Source organism: Megasphaera stantonii (genome assembly GCF_025567065.1).
Taxonomy (GTDB): domain Bacteria; phylum Bacillota; class Negativicutes; order Veillonellales; family Megasphaeraceae; genus Megasphaera; species Megasphaera stantonii.
Genome location: NZ_JAOQKD010000010.1, coordinates 52,000 through 74,495, shown reverse-complemented (window position 1 = coordinate 74,495; position 22,496 = coordinate 52,000). Strand labels below are relative to the sequence as shown.

Genomic DNA, 22,496 nt, shown 5'->3' with positions numbered 1-22,496 from the left:
CCCATTCGGCGCTGAATATGTTCACGGAGTTTTCCATGACCAATCCGCGGGAGCTGACGCCGTTTGTAGGCTTTACGGCAGAAGAAGTTCGGAAATTGTGCGAACAGTATCATATGGATTATGAAGAAACCATGAGCTGGTATGATGGATACCAATTTCGAGATATGACGTCTATATGCAATCCCCGCTCGGTCGTATCGGCGATGGAAAGCGGCATACTGGATACGTACTGGACGGAAACGGAAACCTTTGAAGCGTTGAAAATCTATATCGACATGAACTTCTCAGGTCTGCGGGATACCGTTGTCAAGCTCATGGCCGGCGGGCGGCAGAAAATCGACACGAGGTCCTTTGTCAACGATATGACGACCTTCCATTCGGCTGACGACGTGCTGACCTTGCTCGTTCATTTGGGGTATTTAGGCTATGATTTCGATACGAAGGAAGTTTTTATCCCAAATCGGGAAATCATGGGCGAATACGTAACAGCGACGCGGGTCTCTCAGTGGTCAGAAATCGTTCATTCCGTGCTGCAGTCGGACAAGCTTCTCCAGGCTACGTGGAACGGCGACGAAGAAGCCGTAGCGAAAGGCATGGAGGAAGCCCATTTAAATACATCTCATCTGCAATACAATGACGAAAATGCTTTGAACTATACCGTCTCGCTGGCCTATTACAGCGCGCGGCAGTACTATACGCTCATCCGCGAACTGCCGACGGGCAAAGGCTTCGCCGATATGGTATTTCTTCCGAAGAAAAAATACGCCGATAAGCCGGCTATGATCGTGGAGCTGAAATGGGATGACAATGCCGATACAGCATTGCGGCAAATACGGGATAAACAGTATACGGAGGCTTTGAAGGATTACAAAGGAAATATCCTCTGCGTCGGTATTACGTATGACCGAGGCAGCAAGAAGCATACTTGCCGTATAGAAAAAGAAACAACATAATATCGTATGAATATATTTAGAAGCAATGGCAAGGGAGTATATCTCATTAAGTCATTGCTTTTTCTTTTGCCAGAAAAAATGAAACGTCATATTTTGAAGGGATTGCGACTACGGAGTACATTGCTCGATATGGCTGAAAACTCGGAGAGAGAATGAAATTTTTGTCCCATTCAGAGTCGGGCCGATGGTGCAATTTATGTAGTGTATAAGCGGCAAATATGCTATAATACAATATGGTAAAAGCGTATTAAGTACGGTTTGAGGAGTCGCATTATGAGTTCACTAGCTATTTTGATTTTGACGAAAAATGAAGAGGGTAATATCGTAGACGTCGTTCGTAACGCCAAGACGTGTACGGACGAAGTCATCATCATAGATTCGGGCAGTACGGACCGGACGGTAGAATTAGCAGAACGAGAAGGGGCTAAAGTAGCCTTTCGTGCCTGGGATGGAGACTTTTCTGCACAACGGAATTTTGCCTTGTCGCAGACAGAGGCGGAATGGGTATTGTATTTGGATGCCGATGAACGTATGGATGCCGCTATGTGCCAGCATGTTAAACAGATTGCGGCGCAGAATGAGGCAGGGCAGTACGGTATGATACGTCATATGGTATTCAATGGATATCGGTTTCATCATGGCATTTTTGCACCCGATACGGTATATCGCATGTTTCTGCGAAAAGATGTAATTTGGGTTGGAAAAGTTCATGAACATGCAGAATGCTATTCTCCAAAAAAGATACTGACAGGGAGCGTAGACCATTATACGTATGAAAGTTGGCATCAGTGGCTGGAAAAGGCGGATCAGTATACGACGATTTGGGCAAAAGAACGTTATGAGTCTGGGAAGCGGACTTCATTGAGCAGCGCTTTTTTGCATTCCTTTTTTGGCGGATTGCGGGCTTTGTTGATAAAAAAGGCCTTTTTAGATGGATGGATGGGAATCCTTTCTTGTGGTCAGCACGCCTTTTATACAATGCTGAAATATGTTAAGCTGTATGAGATGCAGATAAATCATAAAGAGGGATAGCACATGGATAGAATTTCTATTGTATTGGCATCAGACAATAATTATGCTCAGCACGTGGCTGTAGCTTGCGCGTCTGTATTAAAAAATGCGTCTTATCCTGAACATATAGATATTTACGTGCTAAGTGATGCTATAGCGGCGGCGCAGCGCAGCCGTATTGAGAAAACGGTTTTATCTCTAGGGGGGCATATCTCCTTTATTGAGGAAGATAGTGCGGCATTACAGGGATTTGTGAGCGGTCATTTAAGCAAGGCCGCATATTTGCGTCTTTTAATTCCGCAGCTGCTGCCAGAACATGTTCAAAAAGCGATTTATTTTGATACTGATTTAGTGGTGTTGGATGATGTAGAAACGCTGTGGAATATATCGCTGCAGGGATACCCTTTAGGTGCTGTGTGCGATTACGGCATTATGGCGTCTAAACGAATGCGTCGGCAAAAAAGAGAAACGATCGGATTGTCTGAAGGAAAACCATACTTTAATTCAGGAATGCTCGTAATTGACACCGTGCAGTGGCGAGAAAAGCAATACGGACAAGCCGTTATAGATTGCATTTCTTCCAATCAATTCAGACATCATGATCAAGATGGACTCAATATGATATTTCAAAATCACTGGCTTCCGTTGCCGCTGCGCTGGAATATCATTCCGCCAGTATTTTCATTGCCTCTCAAGGTATTTCTTTGCAGTGATATGAGAAAAGAAGCGGTCCAGGCATTAAAGTCGCCGGCAGTATTTCATTGGGCTGGCCGATACAAGCCGTGGGAGTTTTCTGTAAGCTCTTTATTTAATTCCTTGTATTATACATATTTGCAATACACTGAGTTTAAAGATGTGTCTATGCCGCAGCCGGGAAAAGATATGAAGGGGAAAAGTATTCGGCGGCAGGAATGGCGTATGAAATGGGCTCATTTTTGGACTCATATACTATAATTATTGAGGAGAATTTTTAATGAAAGCAACCCTAACTCCGCAGCGGTTAACCTTTGCGATTGCTGTGTGTATTACTTGTATGGTGTGTCTAACCCGTCTTTCCATGGCGGCAGGCCAGGTATTTAATGGATTAGCTTTATTATTTGGCATTATTTTACTTTATAAGCAACGAGACTATCTCTCTTTCCCGGAAGAAACAAAGGGATATTGCATTGCGTATGGCATTTTTGTGTTAAGTACGCTTCCAGCTGCATTATTTTCCGGAGATCTTTCTAAGGGAATGCATGAATTTTTACAAATGTGGTTTTGGAGATATGCTGTATTTCTTATAATACTTTTCTGTATTCGCCGACGTGATTATTTAGTCAACATGCTGACTGTATTTACCGCTGTTTTTGGTATTGATTGTTTAGTTACGCTGGTTCAGGTTTTATTTGATTTAAGTGATAATGGACGAGGGTGGGGGCTTGGCGGCAGTCAATTAGGCATTGCCAGTTTGATGTGTATCATGATGCCGTTGGCAGTAGTCATATTGTTTGACTCAGCATTTGAAAGACGGCTGAAGAAGGTTTCTGCGTTTACTTTGCTATGTATTTGCATAGGGCTTCTTTGCAATAAAAGCCGAGGTTCCTGGCTTTCTAATATGGCATTAGTTCCTTTTTCAGCTTGGAGGTATGTTGTTTGTAATAAAAAATTCTTAGGTATTATTATTGGATTATTTATTGCTTTTGGTGCTTTCTTTGCATCTCAGCCACAGTACACTGCGCGTTTTGCTTCCATAACAAACATAACGACAGATCGGTCTAATGGGGATAGAATTGTTGTGTGGGAAGCTTGTATTGAAATGTATAAAGATCATCCAATTGCAGGCATAGGATTGGGCCAATTTAGCAAAACGTATAAAACTTATTACCGGACTGCTGAAGATACACAGGGATTAAATCATGCGCATAACAATTTCTTCCATTTGTTAGCGGAAACAGGAACTCTTGGTATGGCCGGACTATTATATTTTACCGGTTATTTTGTTATGACAAGTTTTCGTAGATGGAAAAAAGATAAAAATCCCTATGATTTACTCATTTTAACAACTGTTCTTAGCTATATTTGTATTTTTGGTCAAGTTGAATATACGATGGATCTATCTTCTGGCGTGCGAATTTTCTGGTTTATTTTAGCTATCATGATGCAGCTGAAAGCATTGTCCAAAGAAGATGCTTTTAATTAAAGAAGAATTGCGTCACTTTTGTATTATAATACGTGAAAGTGGAGAAGTTATATGGTATCTACATTTGAAAAAGTAAGTTGTAGCTTTTTGCGATATGTGCGAGGGACGACGAATCCACCCAAGTCGATATACACTTGGTCTAGAAAAAAATATGGCTATCGAGAAGATTTAATACGATATTGGCTGAAAAAATATAAGAATGTATCTATTGGCAAATATACATATGGTTGGCAAAATATGTCCCCGTTTGATATGATTGCATCGATTGGCGCGTTTACTTCTATAGGGAAAAATATTTTGTTGGTTCCGAATACGCACAATATTCATTATGTAACAACGAGTCCTATTTTGACGAATCCGTCTTTTCATATAATGAATACTATGTCACATAAAGAAAGATATCCTGCTAGATCCATTCGTATAGGGAATGATGTGTGGATTGGAAGTAATTCAATGATTTTTCAAGATGTGACTATCGGTGATGGTGCCGTTATCGGTGCAGGAAGTATTGTGCGAAAAGATGTTCCTCCATATGCAGTTATTATTAACACAGATCAAATTTTAAAATATCGGTTTGATAAGGAAATTTGCAGGAAGCTGCTAGAAATAAAGTGGTGGGATTGGGAAGATAATAAGATAAAAAAAGAAATTGATAATCTTTATAATATTGATAAGTTTATTAATTCACTAGAAATATCTTAATTAGGTATGGGGTGAAAACGAATAATGACTAACGCAGGGCTTTTGTCTGTTATTGTTCCAGTATATAATGTAGAGAAATATCTAGTTAGGTGTGTCCAGTCCGTTATGAAACAGACTTATATAAATTTAGAAATTATATTAGTAGATGATGGTTCTCCAGACAAATCTGGAGAAATTTGTGATATGCTTGCAAGAACTGATAGAAGAATAACAGTTATTCACCAAGAAAATAGAGGGCTTTGTGGAGCTAGAAATAGTGGTTTGGTAAAAGCCAAGGGAGATTATATTGCTTTTTTAGATAGTGATGATTGGATAGAACCTCAGATGTATGAATGCTTAATTGATCTAATAATAATGCATGATTTGGATATGGCTAGATGCTCAATAGATCAAACTGATGGAGAGTTTCATACCGATTTATTACCTAATGAGAAAAATGCTAATGTTATTATTACAGGTGAAAGCGTTTTTGAACTATACTTTCATGAATTTTTATGTAAAGTAGTGTGGAATGCAGTTTATAAAAGGCACATTGTTCAAAATGTAATTTATCCAGAAGGATATCAGTCAGAAGACAATTATGCATCTGGAAAATATTTGTATAATTGCAATCGCATGATGATTACGACTGAGAAATTGTACCATTATTGGATAAATCCGAATTCGATTACTCGGTCTAATACGATTCGCAAGTCTGACATTTGTATGTGTACAAAATTGTTAATTGATGATTTAAAAATGGAAGGAATGAATTCTGAATATTTTTTGTATAAATTGAATCAAAAATTAGCAAGGGAATTATATCATTATATACGAGAAAAAGACGAGCGGTGTTATGTAGTAGCTATACAACGTAGTCAAAAAAAGTATATTGAGACATATCTTGATTTATTGCGACGGATAAGGTTTAAATTTTTGCTAAAAAAATTTAATATAAAAGTCTATGATTGAGAAAAGAGGAAAAGAATATGATGAATTCTACATATAACACTGAATATTTTCAGACTCACCAGTTATATAAAACAAAAGATAGTTTTGAGTACTTGACAGAAGAAAAAAGAGCAAAAGAGAATCTTCATATCTGCTGTAATGTAAATGATCCATTTTTTAAGCCATTGGGAGTATTAGTTACATCTATTTGTGAGCACAATAAAGATTTGTCATTGTTTTTTCATGTTTTTGTAGATTCATGCAGCGATATAAATAAAGAAAACCTTCGAAAAACGGCTGAAAAATATGGATGTAATGTATATTTATATGTAATGGATATGAGTATTTATCAAAATTTTCATATAAAAGTTAAACGTTTTTCAAGAGTTACTTATATTCGTATTGTTATGCCGTGGATTTTAAAAAATATAACAAATCGATATTTATATCTAGATGCGGATATGGTTTGCGTGAAAAGTTTACGTGTTTTTTTTGATTATGATTTATCTCATAAGGCAGTAGGGGCTTTAGTATATGATACCCCTGATCGAATTGCTTTTCTTAAAATGAAGGGGAATGTTTATTTTTCTGACGGTTTAATGTGGATTAATGTAGAAGAATGGATAAAACAAAAAGTTACAGAGCGTGTATTTGCTTACCAAGGTGCAGATCCGAGAAGATTTAAGGGACAGACACAGGATTTAATGAATCTTGTTTTGGACGGTAATATGCAGCCGATTCCGAATTTATTTCATCACAAAGATAAAGATTTTAGCATAGAGGGGATTTTAATTCATTATTCGGGTAGAGATAAACCGTGGGAAATTGTATTAGACGAAGATGATGAATTATGGAGACATTATTTAGATATATCTTTTTGGGAAAGTATGCCTAATCCTATGCCTCCTAAAAAGACAGAATATTATCATAGTTTTAAAAAATTAGCAGAAGTATATCATAAAAAAGGTGAAACATTAAAACAAATAGAATGTTTGTTTTGGTATAGTATATTAAAAATAGGGAAGAAATTTTCTGGAAAATAAAAGTATTGAGAGATTTATTGTAAGATAAAAGGATTATTAATCATGAAATACGTAAGAAAGAAATATGAATTTAATGATGCTGAGGACTATAGAGAAAGATACAATATTGCTGTTTGCGCTGATGAAAACGTTATTCGCGCAATGGGTGTTTTAATTTTTTCAATTTTACAAAATAATTCAGATAATTTTGCATTTCACATTTTTTTTCGAGGAAACTTTTCTGATATAGAAAAGCAAAGAATGGAAAGTTTATCGAATATATACCATGTTCCTATTGTTTTGTATTTTTTAGATGATGAAGAATTACATAATTTATATAGCACAAGCGATATTAGTATTACGGCTTACTATAGATTGTTAATGCCGTATGTATTGTATAATCTGAAAATTCAAAAAGTGTTATATTTGGATGTAGATATATTATGTATAGATAGAATAGTTGATTTATTTTCTATTAATTTGTATTCATATGTTGCTTATGTAATTAAGGATTTTACATCTGTTCCTGATTGGTGGAAACAATATTGTTCTTCAATTGGAATGCAAACAACTAAGTATTTCAATTCTGGAGTTATGTTAATTAATGTACCAAATTATGTAAAGAATGATATTGGGAATAAAGCTATTAAGTTAGCAATGGAACGGAATTACAAATATATGGATCAGGATGTATTGAATATTTTATTAGAAGGAAAAGTACTATTTGATACTTCTTGTACATATAATTGCACCATGTCTGTTACTAAAGATATTCTTTCTGAAAAGATAAAATTTATTCATTATACAGGCAATAAGAAACCATGGAAGTTGTATACTCTGACTTGGGGAAAAAGTTATTTTAACAATGATAGGGAACATGCATGGAAATATACGTATTATGCAACATGGAGAAGATATGCAAAGGATTCGCCATGGAATGAAGTTCCGTACGATCTTCCTAAAAATTATACAGAATATAGATATTTATCAAGAATGTATAAAGAAAAAAAAGAATTTGCGAAATCAATTAAAACTTATTTGATTTATTTAATAATGAAAATTAGAAGACAATTAATGATTTTTTAACGATGTATTTCATGAATTTTTAGCGGTAAGGAAGATAAAGGATATGAAAATTGCTATTGCCGGAACTGGATATGTTGGTCTTTCCAATGCCCTTTTGTTGGCGCAGCATAATGAGGTCGTTGCACTAGATATTGTGCCGGAAAAGGTGACGATGCTGAATGAAGGAAGGTCGCCTATTGTTGATGCGGATATTATTGCTTTTTTGCAACGTGATGACCTGCATTTTAGGGCGACTTTAGATGCTAAAGAAGCTTTTGCAGGTGCTGATTTTGTCATTATTTCTACGCCGACTAATTATGACACGGATAGAAATTTCTTTGACACGTCGTCTGTCGAGGCCGTGATTGAAGCGGTGCTGGACATTAATCCTCAGGCAGTGATGGTCATCAAATCTACTGTCCCTGTGGGATATACGGAAAGCGTTAAAAAGAAGTACTACACGGATAATATTATGTTTTCGCCGGAGTTTCTCCGCGAAGGCAAGGCTTTGTACGACAACCTCCATCCGTCGCGCATCGTCGTCGGCGAGGATTCGGAACGGGCCCGCGTATTTGCCAATCTTTTGGCCGAAGGGGCAGTAAAGAAAGATATTCCGATGTTGTTTACCGGCTCTACGGAAGCCGAGGCGATTAAATTATTTGCCAATACGTATTTGGCATTGCGCGTGGCTTACTTCAATGAGCTTGATTCGTATGCCGAAATGCGGGGCCTCCATACGGAGCAGATTATCCGCGGCGTATGCCTCGACCCGCGTATCGGCGATTTCTACAACAACCCGTCTTTTGGTTATGGCGGCTACTGCCTGCCGAAGGATACGAAACAGCTTCTGGCAAATTACAGCGACGTACCGCAGAATTTGATTTCCGCCATTGTGGCGGCCAACCGGACGCGAAAGGACCATATTGCCGATATGATTATCGCTAAAAATCCCCGCGTTGTTGGCGTGTACCGCCTGACGATGAAGACGGCGTCCGATAATTTCCGGGCTTCGGCTATTCAAGGCGTCATGAAGCGAATCAAAGCGAAGGGCATTCCCGTCGTCGTGTATGAGCCGACGTTGGAGGCGGACGACTTTTTCCGTTCGCCTGTCGTCAAGGATTTGCGTGTTTTTAAGGACATGTGCGACGTCATTGTGACCAACCGCTGGTCTGACGGGCTGGCTGACGTGAAGGATAAGGTGTATACGCGGGATTTATTTGACCGAGATTAGGTGGAGGAATATATTATGGCTGCATATCAGGCGTTTGACGTGACTAAAAAGGTGCTTATTACGGGAGCCGCCGGTTTTATCGGCTTCCATTTGGCGAAGCGGCTGCTGGAAATGGGCGCCGTCGTACTGGGATTTGACAATATGAACGACTATTACGACGTGTCGCTGAAGGAAAGCCGGTTGGGCGTATTACGTGCATTTTCTAATTTTTCCTTTATCAAAGGTGATTTAGCGGACGAACAAGCTGTAACCACTGCGTTTAAATCGTTTCAGCCTGATATCGTCGTAAACTTGGCGGCTCAAGCCGGTGTGCGGTACAGCATCGACAATCCGCGGGCTTATATTGATTCGAACATCGTCGGCTTCTTTAATATATTGGAAGCATGCCGTCACTATCCCGTTCAGCATCTGCTGTTTGCTTCCAGCTCGTCCGTATACGGCAATCAGGAAAAGACGCCTTTTTCGACGACGGACAATGTAGACCATCCCATCAGCCTGTATGCGGCGACGAAGAAATCGAACGAACTCATGGCGTATACGTACAGCCATTTGTACGGTATTCCGGCGACAGGGCTGCGTTTCTTTACCGTATACGGCCCATACGGCCGGCCTGATATGGCTTACTTTAAATTTGCCAACATGATGTATCGAAACGAGCCGATTAAAATTTACAATCACGGCGATATGTATCGCGATTTTACCTATGTAGATGATATCGTCGAAGGCATCGAGCACATGCTGTGCAATCCGCCGAAAGCAAATGAGACAGGCGACCAATATAAGGTATATAATATTGGCAATAACAAGCCGGAACAGCTCATGCATTTCATCGAAGTATTGGAACAGGCTCTCGGCAAGACTGCGGAAAAAGAGTATCTGCCGATGCAGCCCGGCGACGTGTACCAGACCTACGCCGACGTAAGCGAATTGGAACAAGATTTTGATTTCAAGCCCAACACGAGTATTGAAGAGGGATTGGGAAAATTTGCTGCGTGGTATAAGGAATATTATAGAATATAATGTCAGAGGCAACTAATGTTTTGGTAGTTGCCTCTGTTCGTGCTATAATACTGTTTTGAAAAGAGGATGTAACTATATCTGTGAAAAGAGGCATAACATGTTTGAGTATTTCTTTTTAGGAATTCAGCAAGATATCAAGTTAGCAGTTTTAGCGCCTGTCGTATGCGCGTTATTTCGCTTGGCATTTATTGGCGTATATCGGCCTAAAAAGAGATTGGCCCACGACGCAAAAAGAGTAATTCGCTGTTTTCAGTTTGGCTTTTGGTGGGGAATGGATTTCAATGCGTATGTTTTTTTGATTTCCATGATTGTAGTCAGTATTCCGGCTGCATTTATTGGCTCTTATTATGCTGTTAGTGACGAGGTCCGTATAGTTTTAAATACGGTATATATGGTAGTTTTATATACAGCGTTTATGGGGAAAATGATATTTTATTATCATTTTCATGATATATTTAATACGCTGGTTCGGCTAGGGAAAAATGCCGATAAAATGAATTTTTTAGATATTTTTTTCAATCAAAATCATGGCTTTTTCATTTTATTAGGATATGTTCCATACGTTGGATTTTGTGTTTTGGCAACGTATGGATTATTATCTACGCCGAGTATTCCTTATCCTGTTTTTAATAATCCATGGATACAATATCTGTTTAATGTCGTGGTAGTTCTTTGCAGCATTATAGGTTTTTATTATTTTCGATTTGGCGGAACTTTGCGTCATGCGAATAAACCTGAACGTGATACTATTCCTACTATTGTAAAAGAGGATGATTTTTTATCGAAAGCTGTTGTTGATGATTTAGTTGCTTTGGAAATGGCTTTAAAATATCCTGTGCAGACTATTCTGACTCATGATGATGCTACATCTGAAAAAGTTATGGAGCCACTTATTATTAAAAGCACAGAAAGAAACGAGATGATTTTAAAGAATTTTAAGCGTGTTGCTTCTGGCCCTCGTATACCTACTCCATCACATATTTTCTTTGTCGTAGGAGAAAGTTATACGCAATCTATGCTGGATGAACTTTTTGATGTGCTGCATTTGACTGATAGAGGAAAACTTTTTAGAAATAATCCGCATACATTTAAAGTGGAAAACTTTTTGCCTGCAGGACTGATATCGCAGCCGGCAGTTACGAGTCTTATGGCTGGTATTTATGATTGCCAGTTAGAAATGAATGAAAGAAATGAATTTTGGCATAATAGTATTAGGACATCGTTGCCGTTGCAGTTAAAAAAGCTAGGATACCGTACTGTTTTATGGTATGGCGGCAGTTTGTCCTGGGCCAGCATTGGTAATTTTGCGAGGGCTATCGGCTTTGATGAAGCCTATGGAGGACCGGATATTTGTGCGAAGGGGACGCCGTCAACTTGGCTGGGGATTTATGATCATTTGTTTTTAGAAGAAGTGTCCCGGCGAGTTAAAGCTGATACAACGGATCAGCCTACCTTCCATTTTGTATATACTACGTCAAATCATGGGCCGTATACGATTCCTATTAAGGAATATGGATGGGATCCAGATAAAGTGATGCCTGATGCGCCGGAATCACTGCGTCGAAATAAAACGATGATGGCTAATATGGGAACTTATTGGTATACGGATAAATCGATGTTTTCTTTTATTGAAGAAATGCAGAAAAATTATGAAGACAGCCTTATTATTGCAACGGGCGATCATGCGCGGCGTGTATATAATTATGACGGCAGCATTATAAAGCGGACAACGGAAACGTTAAGGGAAAAATTTGCTACGTCCTTTGCCATGTATCATCGAGAGTTTACTCCAGATATGTTTGCTAATAATACGATTGGCGGACATATGAATATATTGCCGACTATTTTTGAAGCGATTGCGCCGAAAGGGTTTGAATACTATTCGCTCATGGAGTCTTTCTTTAAAACGATTGATCAAGTTGTGACGCCAACGCATTGGATGACAAAAGATAGAATAGGCGATTATAGAGAACAAATCTCTCAGCAGTTAATTGTTACTGGCGATGAGGTTCCTATTGAACATGACAGCATGCAATTTAAGAAGGAGAGAGATGCCTATTGTGAAATAACGGGTTGGATTTTACGCCATCCGGAATTGCTGGAACCTGTGGAAAAGCTTTTAAAATCTTAAAAACAAACATAAGGAGGCAGGAATATGTTAGAAGCAGGGACGAAAGCGCCGGCGTTTACCTTGCCGGATCAGAATGGTACTATGGTATCGTTGAGCGATTTTGCCGGGAAGAAGGTCGTGCTGTATTTTTACCCCAAGGACAACACGTCGGGATGCACGAAGCAGGCCTGCGGTTTTGCTGAATTGTATCCCCAGTTTGAGGAAAAGGGAGCTGTCGTACTGGGCGTCAGCAAGGACAGCGTGGCGTCGCATAAGAAGTTTGAGGAAACCTACGGCCTGCCCTTTACGCTGCTGTCCGACCCGGAGCTGACGGTGATTCAGGCTTACGACGTGTGGGTGGAAAAGAGTATGTACGGCCGTAAGTACATGGGTATCGAGCGTTCGACGTATTTGATTGACGAAGACGGAGTCATCGTCAAGGCCTTCGGTAAGGTACGGCCTGGCGATAACCCGAAAAAGATGCTGAAAGAAATAGAGTAATGCAAAAGGAAGCCGGCTGCGGGATGCAGACCGGCTTTTCCTATGCACATATTATGAGTTTTGGATGCTGTCTTTGGCGTCTGTTGTGCCTTTCCACTGGAGAAGCACGAAGATGATGAAGGCGGCAGCAAAGGCGACGACGCTGGTCAGCTGGGCCGATTTGAGGCCGAGGGTCAGGCTGACATAGTCGCCGCGCAGAAATTCCAGAAAGAACCGTTCCGCTGCATAAAGCATGACGTACAGGCAGAAGACCTGTCCTTTTTTATGGGGAAAACAGCTGTAGAACAATAAGACGATGAATACGAGGACGTCAAGCTGGCCTTCCCAGACTTCGGCCGGCCATAGGGGCTGGCTGCCGTAGGTTCGGTAGGCCAGGGTCGTTTCGGGATAGATAATGCCGAAATTGCCGCCTGTGGGATGGCCGAAGGCGTCGCCGTTCATGAGGTTGGCCATGCGGCCGACAGACTGGCCGAGGATGATGGCCGGTGCGATGAGGTCGGCAAAAGCCCAGGTGTCGATGTCGTGGCGGCGCGTGTACCAGTAGCCGGCGACAGCTCCGAATACCAGGCCGCCCTGGATAGCCATGCCGCCCTGCCAGACGAAGGGGATTTCCAACAGGTGGTTGTGATAATAGGCCCAGTCGAAGAAGAAGACGTCCCAAAGGCGGCCGCCGACGATGCCGGCTAGGCCGCAGCAGAGGGTAAAGTCGAATATGTGGACGTGCCAGCCCCGGCCATCCCGCTTCGTGATGTAGTAGGCTGTAATGCCGGCGGAGATGATGCCGAGCATAAATAACAATCCGTAGGCCCGGATTGGGAAATCGCCGATAAAAAAGAGATATTGATGCAATAGAATAGCCTCCTTTGATGTTTTATACTTTCTCTTTATGGTATAATAGCCATGCAGTATACCTAGAGAGGAAAATTGCATTTTTTTCATTATACCTGATTTCAGAGAAATTTCCACCTGTTTTGCAAAAGGAGGGTGTCTATGAAACATACATCGCGGCTGCGGACGCTGTGCCTGGCGTCGCTGCTCGCCGTGTCTCTTCAAGTTGTCGTGGCGGCGTCCGGCGGAGAGGCCGTATCGGAACAAGCCGTGCCGGACCGCGGGCCGTGGGCTGCCATTCCGCGGGCAGCTGTACCGGCAGCAGCGGAACAGCCGGCGTCTATGGCGATTCGGGAGGAGGAAGGGCGCTGGCTCGTGTCGGAAAAAGCCTTGCAGGAATATGGCCTGTACAGGGCTGACGCCAAGAAGGGGACCTACTGGCTGCGTTTGCCGCCGGCAAAGGACGGTTCCATCTTATGGAAGGATATGCAAGCGGCGCTGCGCCTGCCTGCGCGGCAAGGTGACGGCGAAACGAGTCTGAATATACGCCGTATTTACCGTACGCTGGGCCTTCCCCTGACGTGGGAGGATGGGAAGCGGGAGCTGCTGCGGCCCGTGTCTCCGACACGTCTCGCTCCGACGCTGCGTCTTTTGGAAGACAGCGATAGAGCCGCGGCAACTGCTAAAGCTGATACTAAAAAAGAGAAAAAGAAGGATAAAAAGAGCCGGAAAAAGCAGGCACAGGAACGAAAGATGGGATTGGTCTTGTTTTGGGATCCTCTCATGCAGGGTGACGAAAACCTGCCTCCCTTAGATACGGCGCAGCCTGTCATGTCGCCCTGTGCGTTCCGCCTGACTGCTCAGGGCGTAGCGCTGCGGCACGATGATTTCGCCATGCTGGCCGACGCTTATGCTGCGAAGGGCTACGCCATGTGGCCCCTCATTGACAATAATTTCGACCCGGCCCTGACCCATGCCGTATTGAGCGACGACAAGCTCCAGGATAGGATTATTAAAGAACTGATAGGCTATGCACTGCTGTACGATTTCAAGGGCTACAATATTGATTTTGAAAACATCAACTATGATGATAAGGACAGGCTGACGGCGTTCGTAGGACGCCTGAGCCGGGCCTGCCGGGCTTATGGGCTGAAATTGTCCATGGATGTGACTCCCATATCGAACAGCATGAACTGGTCCCGCGTATACGATCGGGCGGCCTTAGCGCCGCATCTCGATTACCTGATGATCATGGCCTATGACCAATTCAGCCGTACGAGTGACATAGCTGGCCCCGTAGCATCGTATCCTTGGGTAGAAAAAGCCGTGCAGAACGTGACGGCTATCGTGCCGGCGGAAAAGGTTGTCCTGGGCATGCCGCTGTACATGCGTCTGTGGTATGAAACGACGGAAGAACAGGACTTGCCTCTGGATATCAATGAATGGCCGCCTGTTGCCGGGACGGAAGGAGCGGCTGAGAAGGATGCTGCGGCAGAGGCTTTGACGACATCAAGGAAGGCCGAGGCGAAGGGCAAGACGGCTGCTTCCAAAGAGGCGAAGCCGAAGAAGCCGGTGCTGCTGGTACGGACGCTGCCCATGTCGGCCAGCGGGCTACTGCTTGAAAAATACAAGGACTACGTTACGTGGAACGACGAACTGGGCCTGTACTACATGGATTTGCCCTTGACGACGGGCCGGGTCCAGGTATGGTTTGAAGATGAAAAGTCCTTGACGGAAAAAGCTAAATTAATTACGAAATACAACCTCGGCGGCGCAAGTTTTTGGAGAAAAGGCTTCGAAGCGCCCCATTTTTGGCAGAGTTTTGCTCCGCAAGAATTGACTTGACGGCACGGGAACACTATAATAAGAAGAAGACCCTGCAGCAGCGCGGCACCGCCCACTGTACGCAGCGATAGGAGGCATAAGTAATTGGAAAAATATATTCCCCAAGAAATAGAAAAGAAATGGCAGCATAAATGGCTGGAAGACAAGACAGACCGTTGCCCCGACGACAACGGCAAGCCGCCGTATTATGTACTGGAAATGTTTCCGTATCCTTCGGGCAATCTCCATATGGGGCATGTCCGCAACTACACCATCGGCGACGTCATCGCCCGCTACCGCCGCATGAACGGCTACAACGTCCTGCATCCCATGGGCTACGACGCTTTCGGCATGCCTGCTGAAAACGCGGCTATCAAACACGGCACGCCGCCGGCAGATTGGACGTTCAGCAATATTGAAAACATGACACGCCAGCAGAAGGCCCTCGGCCTTTCCTATGACTGGGACCGCGAAGTGGCTACGTGCCATGAAAAATATTATAAATGGACGCAGTGGATTTTCGAGCTGCTGTACAAGCGCGGTTTGGCATACCGCAAGGAAGCCAAGGTAAACTGGTGCGAAAAGTGCAACACCGTACTGGCTAACGAACAGGTCATCGACGGCTTGTGCTGGCGCTGCGATTCGCCTGTCGTCAAAAAGGATCTGAAGCAGTGGTTCTTCAAAATCACCGACTATGCTGATCGCCTTCTCGACGATTTGAAGCTCTTGCCCGGCTGGCCGGAACGGGTTAAGACGATGCAGAAAAACTGGATTGGCCGCAGTGAAGGGGCGGAATTTTCCTTTGAAATCCCGGAAATCGGCAAATCCATTCCCATGTTCTCTACCCGCGTGGACACGATTTTCGGTGTTACGTACATCGTGCTGGCTCCGGAACATCCCTATGTAGAAGAGCTCATCAAGGGCCGGGAAAACGAAGCGGAGCTTCGCGCCTTTATTACGCGCATGAAGAACATGAACGACATCGAACGGACGTCGAACGACGCCGAAAAAGAAGGCATGTTCACCGGCGCTTACGCTGTCAATCCCCTGAATAACGAACAAGTGCCGATCTGGATTGCCAACTACGTCCTGGTAGATTACGGTACGGGCGCCGTCATGGGCGTTCCGGGCCACGACCAGCGCGACTGGGAATTCGCTAAGAAATTCAACCTGCCTATCCGCTTAGTCGTACAGAATAAAGATATGAGCCTCGATTTGAATACGATGGAAGGGGCGTACCACGACCCGGGCGTTCTGGTCAACTCCGGCGAATTCAACGGCCTGACTGACGAAGAAGGCCGCAAAGCCATTACGAAATGGCTCGTCGACCACAACCTCGGCAAGGGCACGGTCAACTTCAAGCTCCGCGACTGGCTTATTTCCCGTCAGCGCTATTGGGGCGCGCCGATTCCTATTATTTACTGCCCGAAATGCGGCGAACAGCTCGTGCCGGAAGATCAGCTGCCGGTTAAGCTGCCGACGGATGTCCAGTTTACGGCCGGCGCCGTATCTCCCTTGGCGACGAGCGAAGAATTCGTTCACTGCACCTGCCCGAAATGCGGCGGCCCGGCGACGAGAGAAACCGATACGATGGATACCTTCGTCTGCTCGTCCTGGTATTTCCTGCGCTATACCGATGCCCGCAACGATGAACAGGCCTGGGACCCGAAGAAGGCCAACCACTGGATGAATGTAGACCAGTACATCGGCGGCATTGAACACGCAATTCTGCACCTGATGTATTCCCGTTTCTTCATGAAGGTCTTCCACGACGCCGGCCTCGTCGACAATGTAGAACCGTTCGAACGCCTGCTGACCCAGGGCATGGTCCTCATGGACGGCAGCAAGATGTCGAAATCAAAGGGCAACGTCGTATCGCCGGAAGAAATCCTCGCCAAATACGGCGCCGATACGGGCCGGCTGTTTATCCTGTTTGCCGCGCCGCCGGAACGTGACCTCGAATGGTCCGATCAGGGCGTAGAAGGTTCGTACCGTTTCCTCAACCGAGTATGGCGTATCGTCCACCAGTACATTGACCTGGCTAAGAACGGCGAAAGGGACCGCGATTTGACGGAAGCAGAAAAGGCGCTGCGCCTGCAGGAACATAAAACCATCGCCAAGGTGACGGAAGACGTCAAAGGCGTAGACGGCGACTATGCGCTGAATACGGCTGTCAGCTCAATTATGGAGCTGGTAAATGCCATGTATGCCTATGTCGGCGCCAATACATCTATCCGCAGCGACGTTGCCTTAGAGGTCAACACCAATCTCTTAAAGCTCCTGGCTCCCTTTACGCCGCACATTACAGAAGAATTGTGGCAGATTGCCGGCTTTGAAGGCAGTGTTCACGAACAGGATTGGCCGGAAGTAGATGCTGGCGCTTTGGTCGTCGATGAAATCGAACTGCCTGTCCAGATTAACGGCAAGGTACGCGAACGTATCACTGTTCCCGTTGAAATCGGTCAGGATGAATTGAGGGAAAAGGTATTGTCTATGCCGCGTGTCAAGGATTTCACTGACGGCAAGACAATCGTTAAATTTATCGTTGTACCTAAAAAAATCATCAATATCGTCGTAAAATAAAGGCGGCAATATATGAAGTATAGAGGAGGATGTCTGAACGGCATCCTCTTTTTTTTGCAATGAGGAGGAAGGTCATGGATGAGTTCAAGCCCTGGCCGGAAAGAATTGTCCGGCAGAATCCCTGCATGAATACAGTGCTTTGCGCTGTACTGGTACCTATTGTACGCATTGACGGTGAAGAGCATGTAGTCTTTGAGGTGCGGAGCAGCAAGTTGAGCTGGCAGCCCGGTGATATTTGTTTTCCCGGCGGCGTCATAGAACAGCGTGACGCCAGTCCTCTGGAGGCGGCACTGCGGGAGACGCAGGAGGAATTAGGCGTAGGATTGCCGCATATCCGGGTCTGGGGGCCATTGGATTACGTAGAATCGCCTGTAGGTGTGAAGATATATCCCTTTGCGGCCCAGCTGGATACGACGAATTTCGTTGTCAGCCGGGGAGAGATAGACCATCTCTTTACGGTGCCTTTGGCATGGTTTAGCGGCCGTAAGCCAGAGGTTGCCCAGGTTGAGCTGGCTACGAGGCCGGGGCCGGGATTTCCCGCCGGTCTGCCCGTGTCGGGACAGGCAGGGTGGAAAAAGCGCAGCACATATAATGTGCTCTTTTACTATTATAAAGAATACAAAATTTGGGGAATTACGGCCCAGATTCTTGACAACTTCCTGGGGATTCGTGCTATAATAAACGCATAGCTTTCCTTAATTTTCGTATGACGTATAATTTACCATGCGTAATGTTAAAAGTGGAACAAGCACAGTGCTGCACTGCCTTTTCGTCTGCCGCAGCACGGCGAGACGATTAGCACATTTATCTTATGGGTTGAATCATTCCGGCATTTGTCAAGGTAATTTTTTAATTTTTTTCTAAGTAGTCCTAAAAAGTCTGGATACACGACAAGGATTACAAAATAGCATAATTATATTGTGCCTTAAGTGACATTTGCTATTGATTTAACATGTGAAAAGTTGTACAATTCAGGTGTAAGCACTTAAAGGTTGTGTATATGTGCCCCAAACAGTATGCACTGCACGGGAATGTTTCACTATTCACACTATTATTTAAGGAGAGTGGAAGTATCATGAATTTTAATTTAACAGATGTACAACAGGAATTTGTAAGATTGGCTAAAGACTTTGGCGAAAAGAAATTGGCCCCGACGATTACGGAACGCGACCATCAGGGCATTTTCGATCGTGCTCTCGTTGACGAAATGCTCGGCCTCGGCTTGGCTGGTGCTTATTTCGAAGAAAAATACGGCGGCGCTGAATGCGACGTATTGAGCTACATCCTGGCCGTTGAAGAATTGGCTAAATACGATGCTGGTATGTCCATCACCTTGTCCGCTCATGTATCCCTCTGCATCAACCCGATTTGGCAGTTTGGTACGGAAGAACAGAAAGAAAAATACCTGCCCGGCTTGATCGAAGGCACGAAACTCGGCGCATTCGGCTTGACAGAACCGAACGCTGGTACTGATGCTTCCGGCCAGCAGACCGTTGCTACGAAAGACGAAAACGGCGACTACATCCTGAATGGCTCCAAAGTATTCATCACGAATGCCGGCGAAGCTGACGTTTACATCGTATTCGCTATGACCGATAAATCCCAGGGCACGAAGGGCATCAGCGCCTTCATCATCGAAAAAGGCTGGGAAGGCTTCACATTCGGCAAGAAAGAAGACAAATTGGGCATCCATACTTCCCAGACGATGGAATTAGTATTCCAGAACGTAAAAGTTCCGAAAGAAAACCTCCTCGGCGGCGAAGGCAAAGGCTTCAAAGTTGCTATGATGACCTTGGACGGCGGCCGTATCGGCGTTGCTGCTCAGGCTCTCGGCATTGCAGAAGCTGCTTTGAACGATGCAGTTGAATACTCCAAACAGCGTGTTCAGTTCGGCAAACCGCTTTGCAAATTCCAGTCCATTTCCTTCAAACTGGCTGACATGAAGATGAAGATTGAAGCTGCTCGTAACCTCGTTTACAAAGCTGCATTCAAGAAACACGAAGGCCAGCCGTTCACGGTTGACGCTGCTATCGCTAAGAGATTCGCTTCCGACGTAGCTATGGAAGTTTCCGTTGAAGCTGTTCAGATCTTCGGCGGCTATGGCTACAGCGAAGAATATCCGGTTGCTCGTCATATGCGTGACGCTAAGATCACTCAGATCTATGAAGGCACCAACGAAGTTCAGTTGATGGTAACATCCGGCGCTTTGTTGCGGTAAGCAATTTTTAAGGTTTATGATACGGGCTTGGTCTGAAAAGACCAAGCCTGTTGAATAAAAAGATACTTTTTTTAGGAGGCAAACGTAAATGGAAATATTGGTATGTGTCAAACAAGTTCCGGACACAGCAGAAGTTAAGATTGACCCCGTAAAACATACCGTCATTCGTGCTGGTGTTCCTAACATTTTCAACCCCTTTGACCAGAACGCTTTGGAAGCAGCTTTGCAGTTGAAGGACAATCAGGGTGCAAAGGTTACTGTCCTTTCCATGGGTCCCCCGCAGGCAAAAGACGTATTGCGCGAAGCTCTGGCAATGGGCGCTGACGACGCTTATCTCCTGACAGACCGCAAAGTTGGCGGCTCTGATACATTGGCTACAGGTTATTGCCTGGCTCAGGCTGTTAAAAAAGTTGCTGAACTCAAAGGCATCGAACAGTTCGATATCATCCTTTGCGGCAAACAGGCTATCGACGGCGACACGGCTCAGGTTGGCCCGCAGATCGCTTGCGAACTCGGCATTCCTCAGATTACATATGCTGCCGAAATCAAAGTTGAAGGCACGACTGTAACGGTTAAACAGCAGAACGAAGAAGGCTACATCGTAACGGAAGCTCAGTTCCCCGTTTTGATTACAGCCGTTAAAGAATTGAACGAACCGCGCTTCCCGACCATCCGTGGTACGATGAAAGCAAAACGTCGTGAAATTCCTGAATTGTCTGCTGCTGACATCAACGCTGACGAATCTCAGATTGGTTTGAGCGGTTCTCCGACAAAAGTTCGTAAGATTTTCACACCGCCTCAGAGAACACAGGGTCTCGTTATTAACGAAGAAGACGCCCAGGTAGCAGTAGATCAGTTGATGGCTAAATTGACTGAAAACAAAATCATCTAATTTCTAAGGAGGAACAGTGAAAATGGATTTAGCAGAATACAAAGGCGTATATGTAATCGCTGAACAATTCGAAGGCAAATTACGTAACGTATCTTTCGAACTGTTGGGCCAGGGCCGTAAATTGGCTGACGGCATCGGTGACGAAGTAGGTGCGGTACTGATTGGTTATAACGTAAAACCGTTGGCACAGGAACTCATCGCTCATGGCGCTCACAAAGTATATGTATATGACGATGAAAAATTGGCTAACTACAACACAACGGCTTACTCTAAAGTTCTGTGCGACTTCTTCCATGAAGTTAAACCGAACGTATTCCTCGTAGGCGCTACGAACATCGGCCGCGATCTCGGCCCCCGCGTCGCTAACTCCCTGAAAACGGGCTTGACGGCTGACTGCACGGGTCTTTCCGTTGACGAAGACGGCAAGACGATCGTTTGGACTCGTCCGGCTTTGGGCGGCAACATCATGGCTGAAATCATTTGCCCGGATAACCGTCCGCAGATGGGTACTGTTCGTCCGAACGTATTCAAAAAACCGGAAGCTGATCCGAGCGCTACAGGCGAAGTTATCGAAATGGAAGCAAAACTTTCCGACGCTGACTTCATGACGAAATTCGTTGAACTCATTAAAATGGGCGGCGAAGGCGTTAAGATCGAAGAAGCTGACGCTATCGTTGCCGGCGGCCGCGGCATGAACGGCGCTGAACCGTTTGTTGACGGCGGTATCCTGAAAGAATTGGCAGACGTATTGGGCGGCGCTGTCGGCGCATCCCGTGCAGCTGTTGACGCTGGCTGGATCGACGCTCTCCATCAGGTTGGCCAGACAGGTAAGACTGTTGGCCCGAAACTCTACATCGCTTGCGCTATTTCCGGTGCTATTCAGCACTTGGCAGGCATGACGGGTTCTGACTGCATCATCGCTATCAACAAAGACGAAGATGCTCCGATCTTCAAAGTTTGCGACTACGGTATCGTTGGCGACGCTTTCGAAGTAGTTCCCAAACTCACAGCAGCTATTAAAGCAGCCAAAGGTATGGCATAATACCTAGATTTCCATAAGCCTAAAAAAGGACTGTCTTCGGGCAGTCCTTTTTACGTAGCTGCAGTTCTTTAAGTTCTTAATTTGAAGTAAAAAAAGACTAAAGTTTCTTGACAAGGTACATCGTACGTCGTATAATTTACGCATACATAGAAATATGTAACAAGCCTTGAAAAGGACATGATATTTTCAGCGGCTTTATCAGAGAGGGGCATAGTTGGTGTGAGTGTCCTTAAAGCGTGAAAGTGTTACCCCCTTGGAGCTAATCGCCGGAAGTTGCAGTACGGCGGTTCGGTCGCCACGTTATAGCGTTTGAGTACATCGGTATTTTACTGATGAACTAGGGTGGAACCACGTGAGCATGCTCTCGTCCCTTGAGGACGGG

19 protein-coding genes and 1 other annotated feature are annotated in these 22,496 nt (G+C 44.5%); of the genes, 18 read left to right on the top strand and 1 reads right to left on the bottom strand.

Translation table 11 applies throughout. The features are described from left to right. From OCV58_RS07185 to bcp, 12 genes are all read left to right on the top strand, one after another. Window positions 1-953 (top strand): PD-(D/E)XK nuclease domain-containing protein (locus OCV58_RS07185; RefSeq protein WP_267312832.1); only part of this gene is annotated, 953 nt, incomplete at its 5' end. A 273-nt stretch (window positions 954-1,226) separates the two neighbouring features. Next, window positions 1,227-1,985, top strand: a complete 759-nt coding sequence (locus tag OCV58_RS07180; RefSeq protein WP_154877406.1) for a glycosyltransferase family 2 protein — start codon at window positions 1,227-1,229, stop codon at window positions 1,983-1,985. 3 nt (window positions 1,986-1,988) lie between these two features. After that, the gene (locus tag OCV58_RS07175; RefSeq protein WP_154877399.1) at window positions 1,989-2,918 is read left to right on the top strand and encodes a glycosyltransferase family 8 protein; all 930 of its coding nucleotides are present in this window, start codon (window positions 1,989-1,991) and stop codon (window positions 2,916-2,918) included. Between the two features lie 19 nt (window positions 2,919-2,937). Continuing rightward, entirely contained in the window at window positions 2,938-4,146 is a 1,209-nt protein-coding gene (locus OCV58_RS07170; RefSeq protein ID WP_154877398.1) for an O-antigen ligase family protein, read from the top strand. A gap of 51 nt (window positions 4,147-4,197) precedes the next feature. Continuing rightward, window positions 4,198-4,848 carry a CatB-related O-acetyltransferase gene (locus OCV58_RS07165; RefSeq protein ID WP_154877397.1) on the top strand — a complete coding sequence of 217 codons (651 nt, stop codon included), beginning with the start codon at window positions 4,198-4,200 and terminating at the stop codon, window positions 4,846-4,848. 24 nt (window positions 4,849-4,872) lie between these two features. After that, window positions 4,873-5,799, top strand: coding sequence for a glycosyltransferase (locus tag OCV58_RS07160; RefSeq protein ID WP_154877396.1), 927 nt, complete (start codon window positions 4,873-4,875; stop codon window positions 5,797-5,799). A 17-nt stretch (window positions 5,800-5,816) separates the two neighbouring features. Next, a complete protein-coding gene (locus OCV58_RS07155; RefSeq protein WP_154877395.1) occupies window positions 5,817-6,821 on the top strand; it encodes a glycosyltransferase family 8 protein in 1,005 nt (334 codons plus the stop codon). Between the two features lie 42 nt (window positions 6,822-6,863). Continuing rightward, the gene (locus OCV58_RS07150) at window positions 6,864-7,886 is read left to right on the top strand and encodes a glycosyltransferase family 8 protein (protein WP_154877394.1); all 1,023 of its coding nucleotides are present in this window, start codon (window positions 6,864-6,866) and stop codon (window positions 7,884-7,886) included. A 43-nt stretch (window positions 7,887-7,929) separates the two neighbouring features. After that, window positions 7,930-9,096, top strand: coding sequence for a nucleotide sugar dehydrogenase (locus OCV58_RS07145; RefSeq protein ID WP_154877393.1), 1,167 nt, complete (start codon window positions 7,930-7,932; stop codon window positions 9,094-9,096). Between the two features lie 15 nt (window positions 9,097-9,111). Beyond that, window positions 9,112-10,116, top strand: a complete 1,005-nt coding sequence (locus tag OCV58_RS07140) for an NAD-dependent epimerase (RefSeq protein WP_154877392.1) — start codon at window positions 9,112-9,114, stop codon at window positions 10,114-10,116. 97 nt (window positions 10,117-10,213) lie between these two features. Further along, the gene (locus OCV58_RS07135; RefSeq protein WP_154877391.1) at window positions 10,214-12,247 is read left to right on the top strand and encodes an LTA synthase family protein; all 2,034 of its coding nucleotides are present in this window, start codon (window positions 10,214-10,216) and stop codon (window positions 12,245-12,247) included. 24 nt (window positions 12,248-12,271) lie between these two features. Next, the gene (gene bcp / locus OCV58_RS07130; protein ID WP_154877390.1) at window positions 12,272-12,727 is read left to right on the top strand and encodes a thioredoxin-dependent thiol peroxidase; all 456 of its coding nucleotides are present in this window, start codon (window positions 12,272-12,274) and stop codon (window positions 12,725-12,727) included. A gap of 51 nt (window positions 12,728-12,778) precedes the next feature. On the opposite strand, the gene lgt is transcribed toward bcp, so the two are convergent. Next, the gene (lgt, locus tag OCV58_RS07125) at window positions 12,779-13,576 is read right to left on the bottom strand and encodes a prolipoprotein diacylglyceryl transferase (RefSeq protein ID WP_154877389.1); all 798 of its coding nucleotides are present in this window, start codon (window positions 13,574-13,576) and stop codon (window positions 12,779-12,781) included. A gap of 141 nt (window positions 13,577-13,717) precedes the next feature. Between lgt and OCV58_RS07120 the strand changes: the two genes are divergently transcribed. From OCV58_RS07120 to OCV58_RS07095, 6 genes are all read left to right on the top strand, one after another. Beyond that, complete coding sequence (locus tag OCV58_RS07120; RefSeq protein ID WP_154877388.1) at window positions 13,718-15,400, top strand: glycosyl hydrolase family 18 protein; 1,683 nt, start codon at window positions 13,718-13,720, stop codon at window positions 15,398-15,400. An 84-nt stretch (window positions 15,401-15,484) separates the two neighbouring features. After that, entirely contained in the window at window positions 15,485-17,962 is a 2,478-nt protein-coding gene (leuS, locus tag OCV58_RS07115; RefSeq protein WP_154877387.1) for a leucine--tRNA ligase, read from the top strand. A gap of 74 nt (window positions 17,963-18,036) precedes the next feature. Next, window positions 18,037-18,651 (top strand): NUDIX hydrolase, encoded by a 615-nt coding sequence (locus OCV58_RS07110; RefSeq protein WP_095630132.1) that lies wholly within the window; start codon window positions 18,037-18,039, stop codon window positions 18,649-18,651. Between the two features lie 386 nt (window positions 18,652-19,037). Beyond that, window positions 19,038-20,180 (top strand): acyl-CoA dehydrogenase, encoded by a 1,143-nt coding sequence (locus OCV58_RS07105; RefSeq protein ID WP_154877386.1) that lies wholly within the window; start codon window positions 19,038-19,040, stop codon window positions 20,178-20,180. An 88-nt stretch (window positions 20,181-20,268) separates the two neighbouring features. Beyond that, window positions 20,269-21,072, top strand: coding sequence for an electron transfer flavoprotein subunit beta/FixA family protein (locus OCV58_RS07100; RefSeq protein WP_087477537.1), 804 nt, complete (start codon window positions 20,269-20,271; stop codon window positions 21,070-21,072). A 22-nt stretch (window positions 21,073-21,094) separates the two neighbouring features. Further along, complete coding sequence (locus tag OCV58_RS07095; RefSeq protein WP_087477536.1) at window positions 21,095-22,114, top strand: electron transfer flavoprotein subunit alpha/FixB family protein; 1,020 nt, start codon at window positions 21,095-21,097, stop codon at window positions 22,112-22,114. A 157-nt stretch (window positions 22,115-22,271) separates the two neighbouring features. Next, window positions 22,272-22,489 (top strand) — a binding site (T-box leader). Window positions 22,490-22,496: the final 7 nt, after the last annotated feature.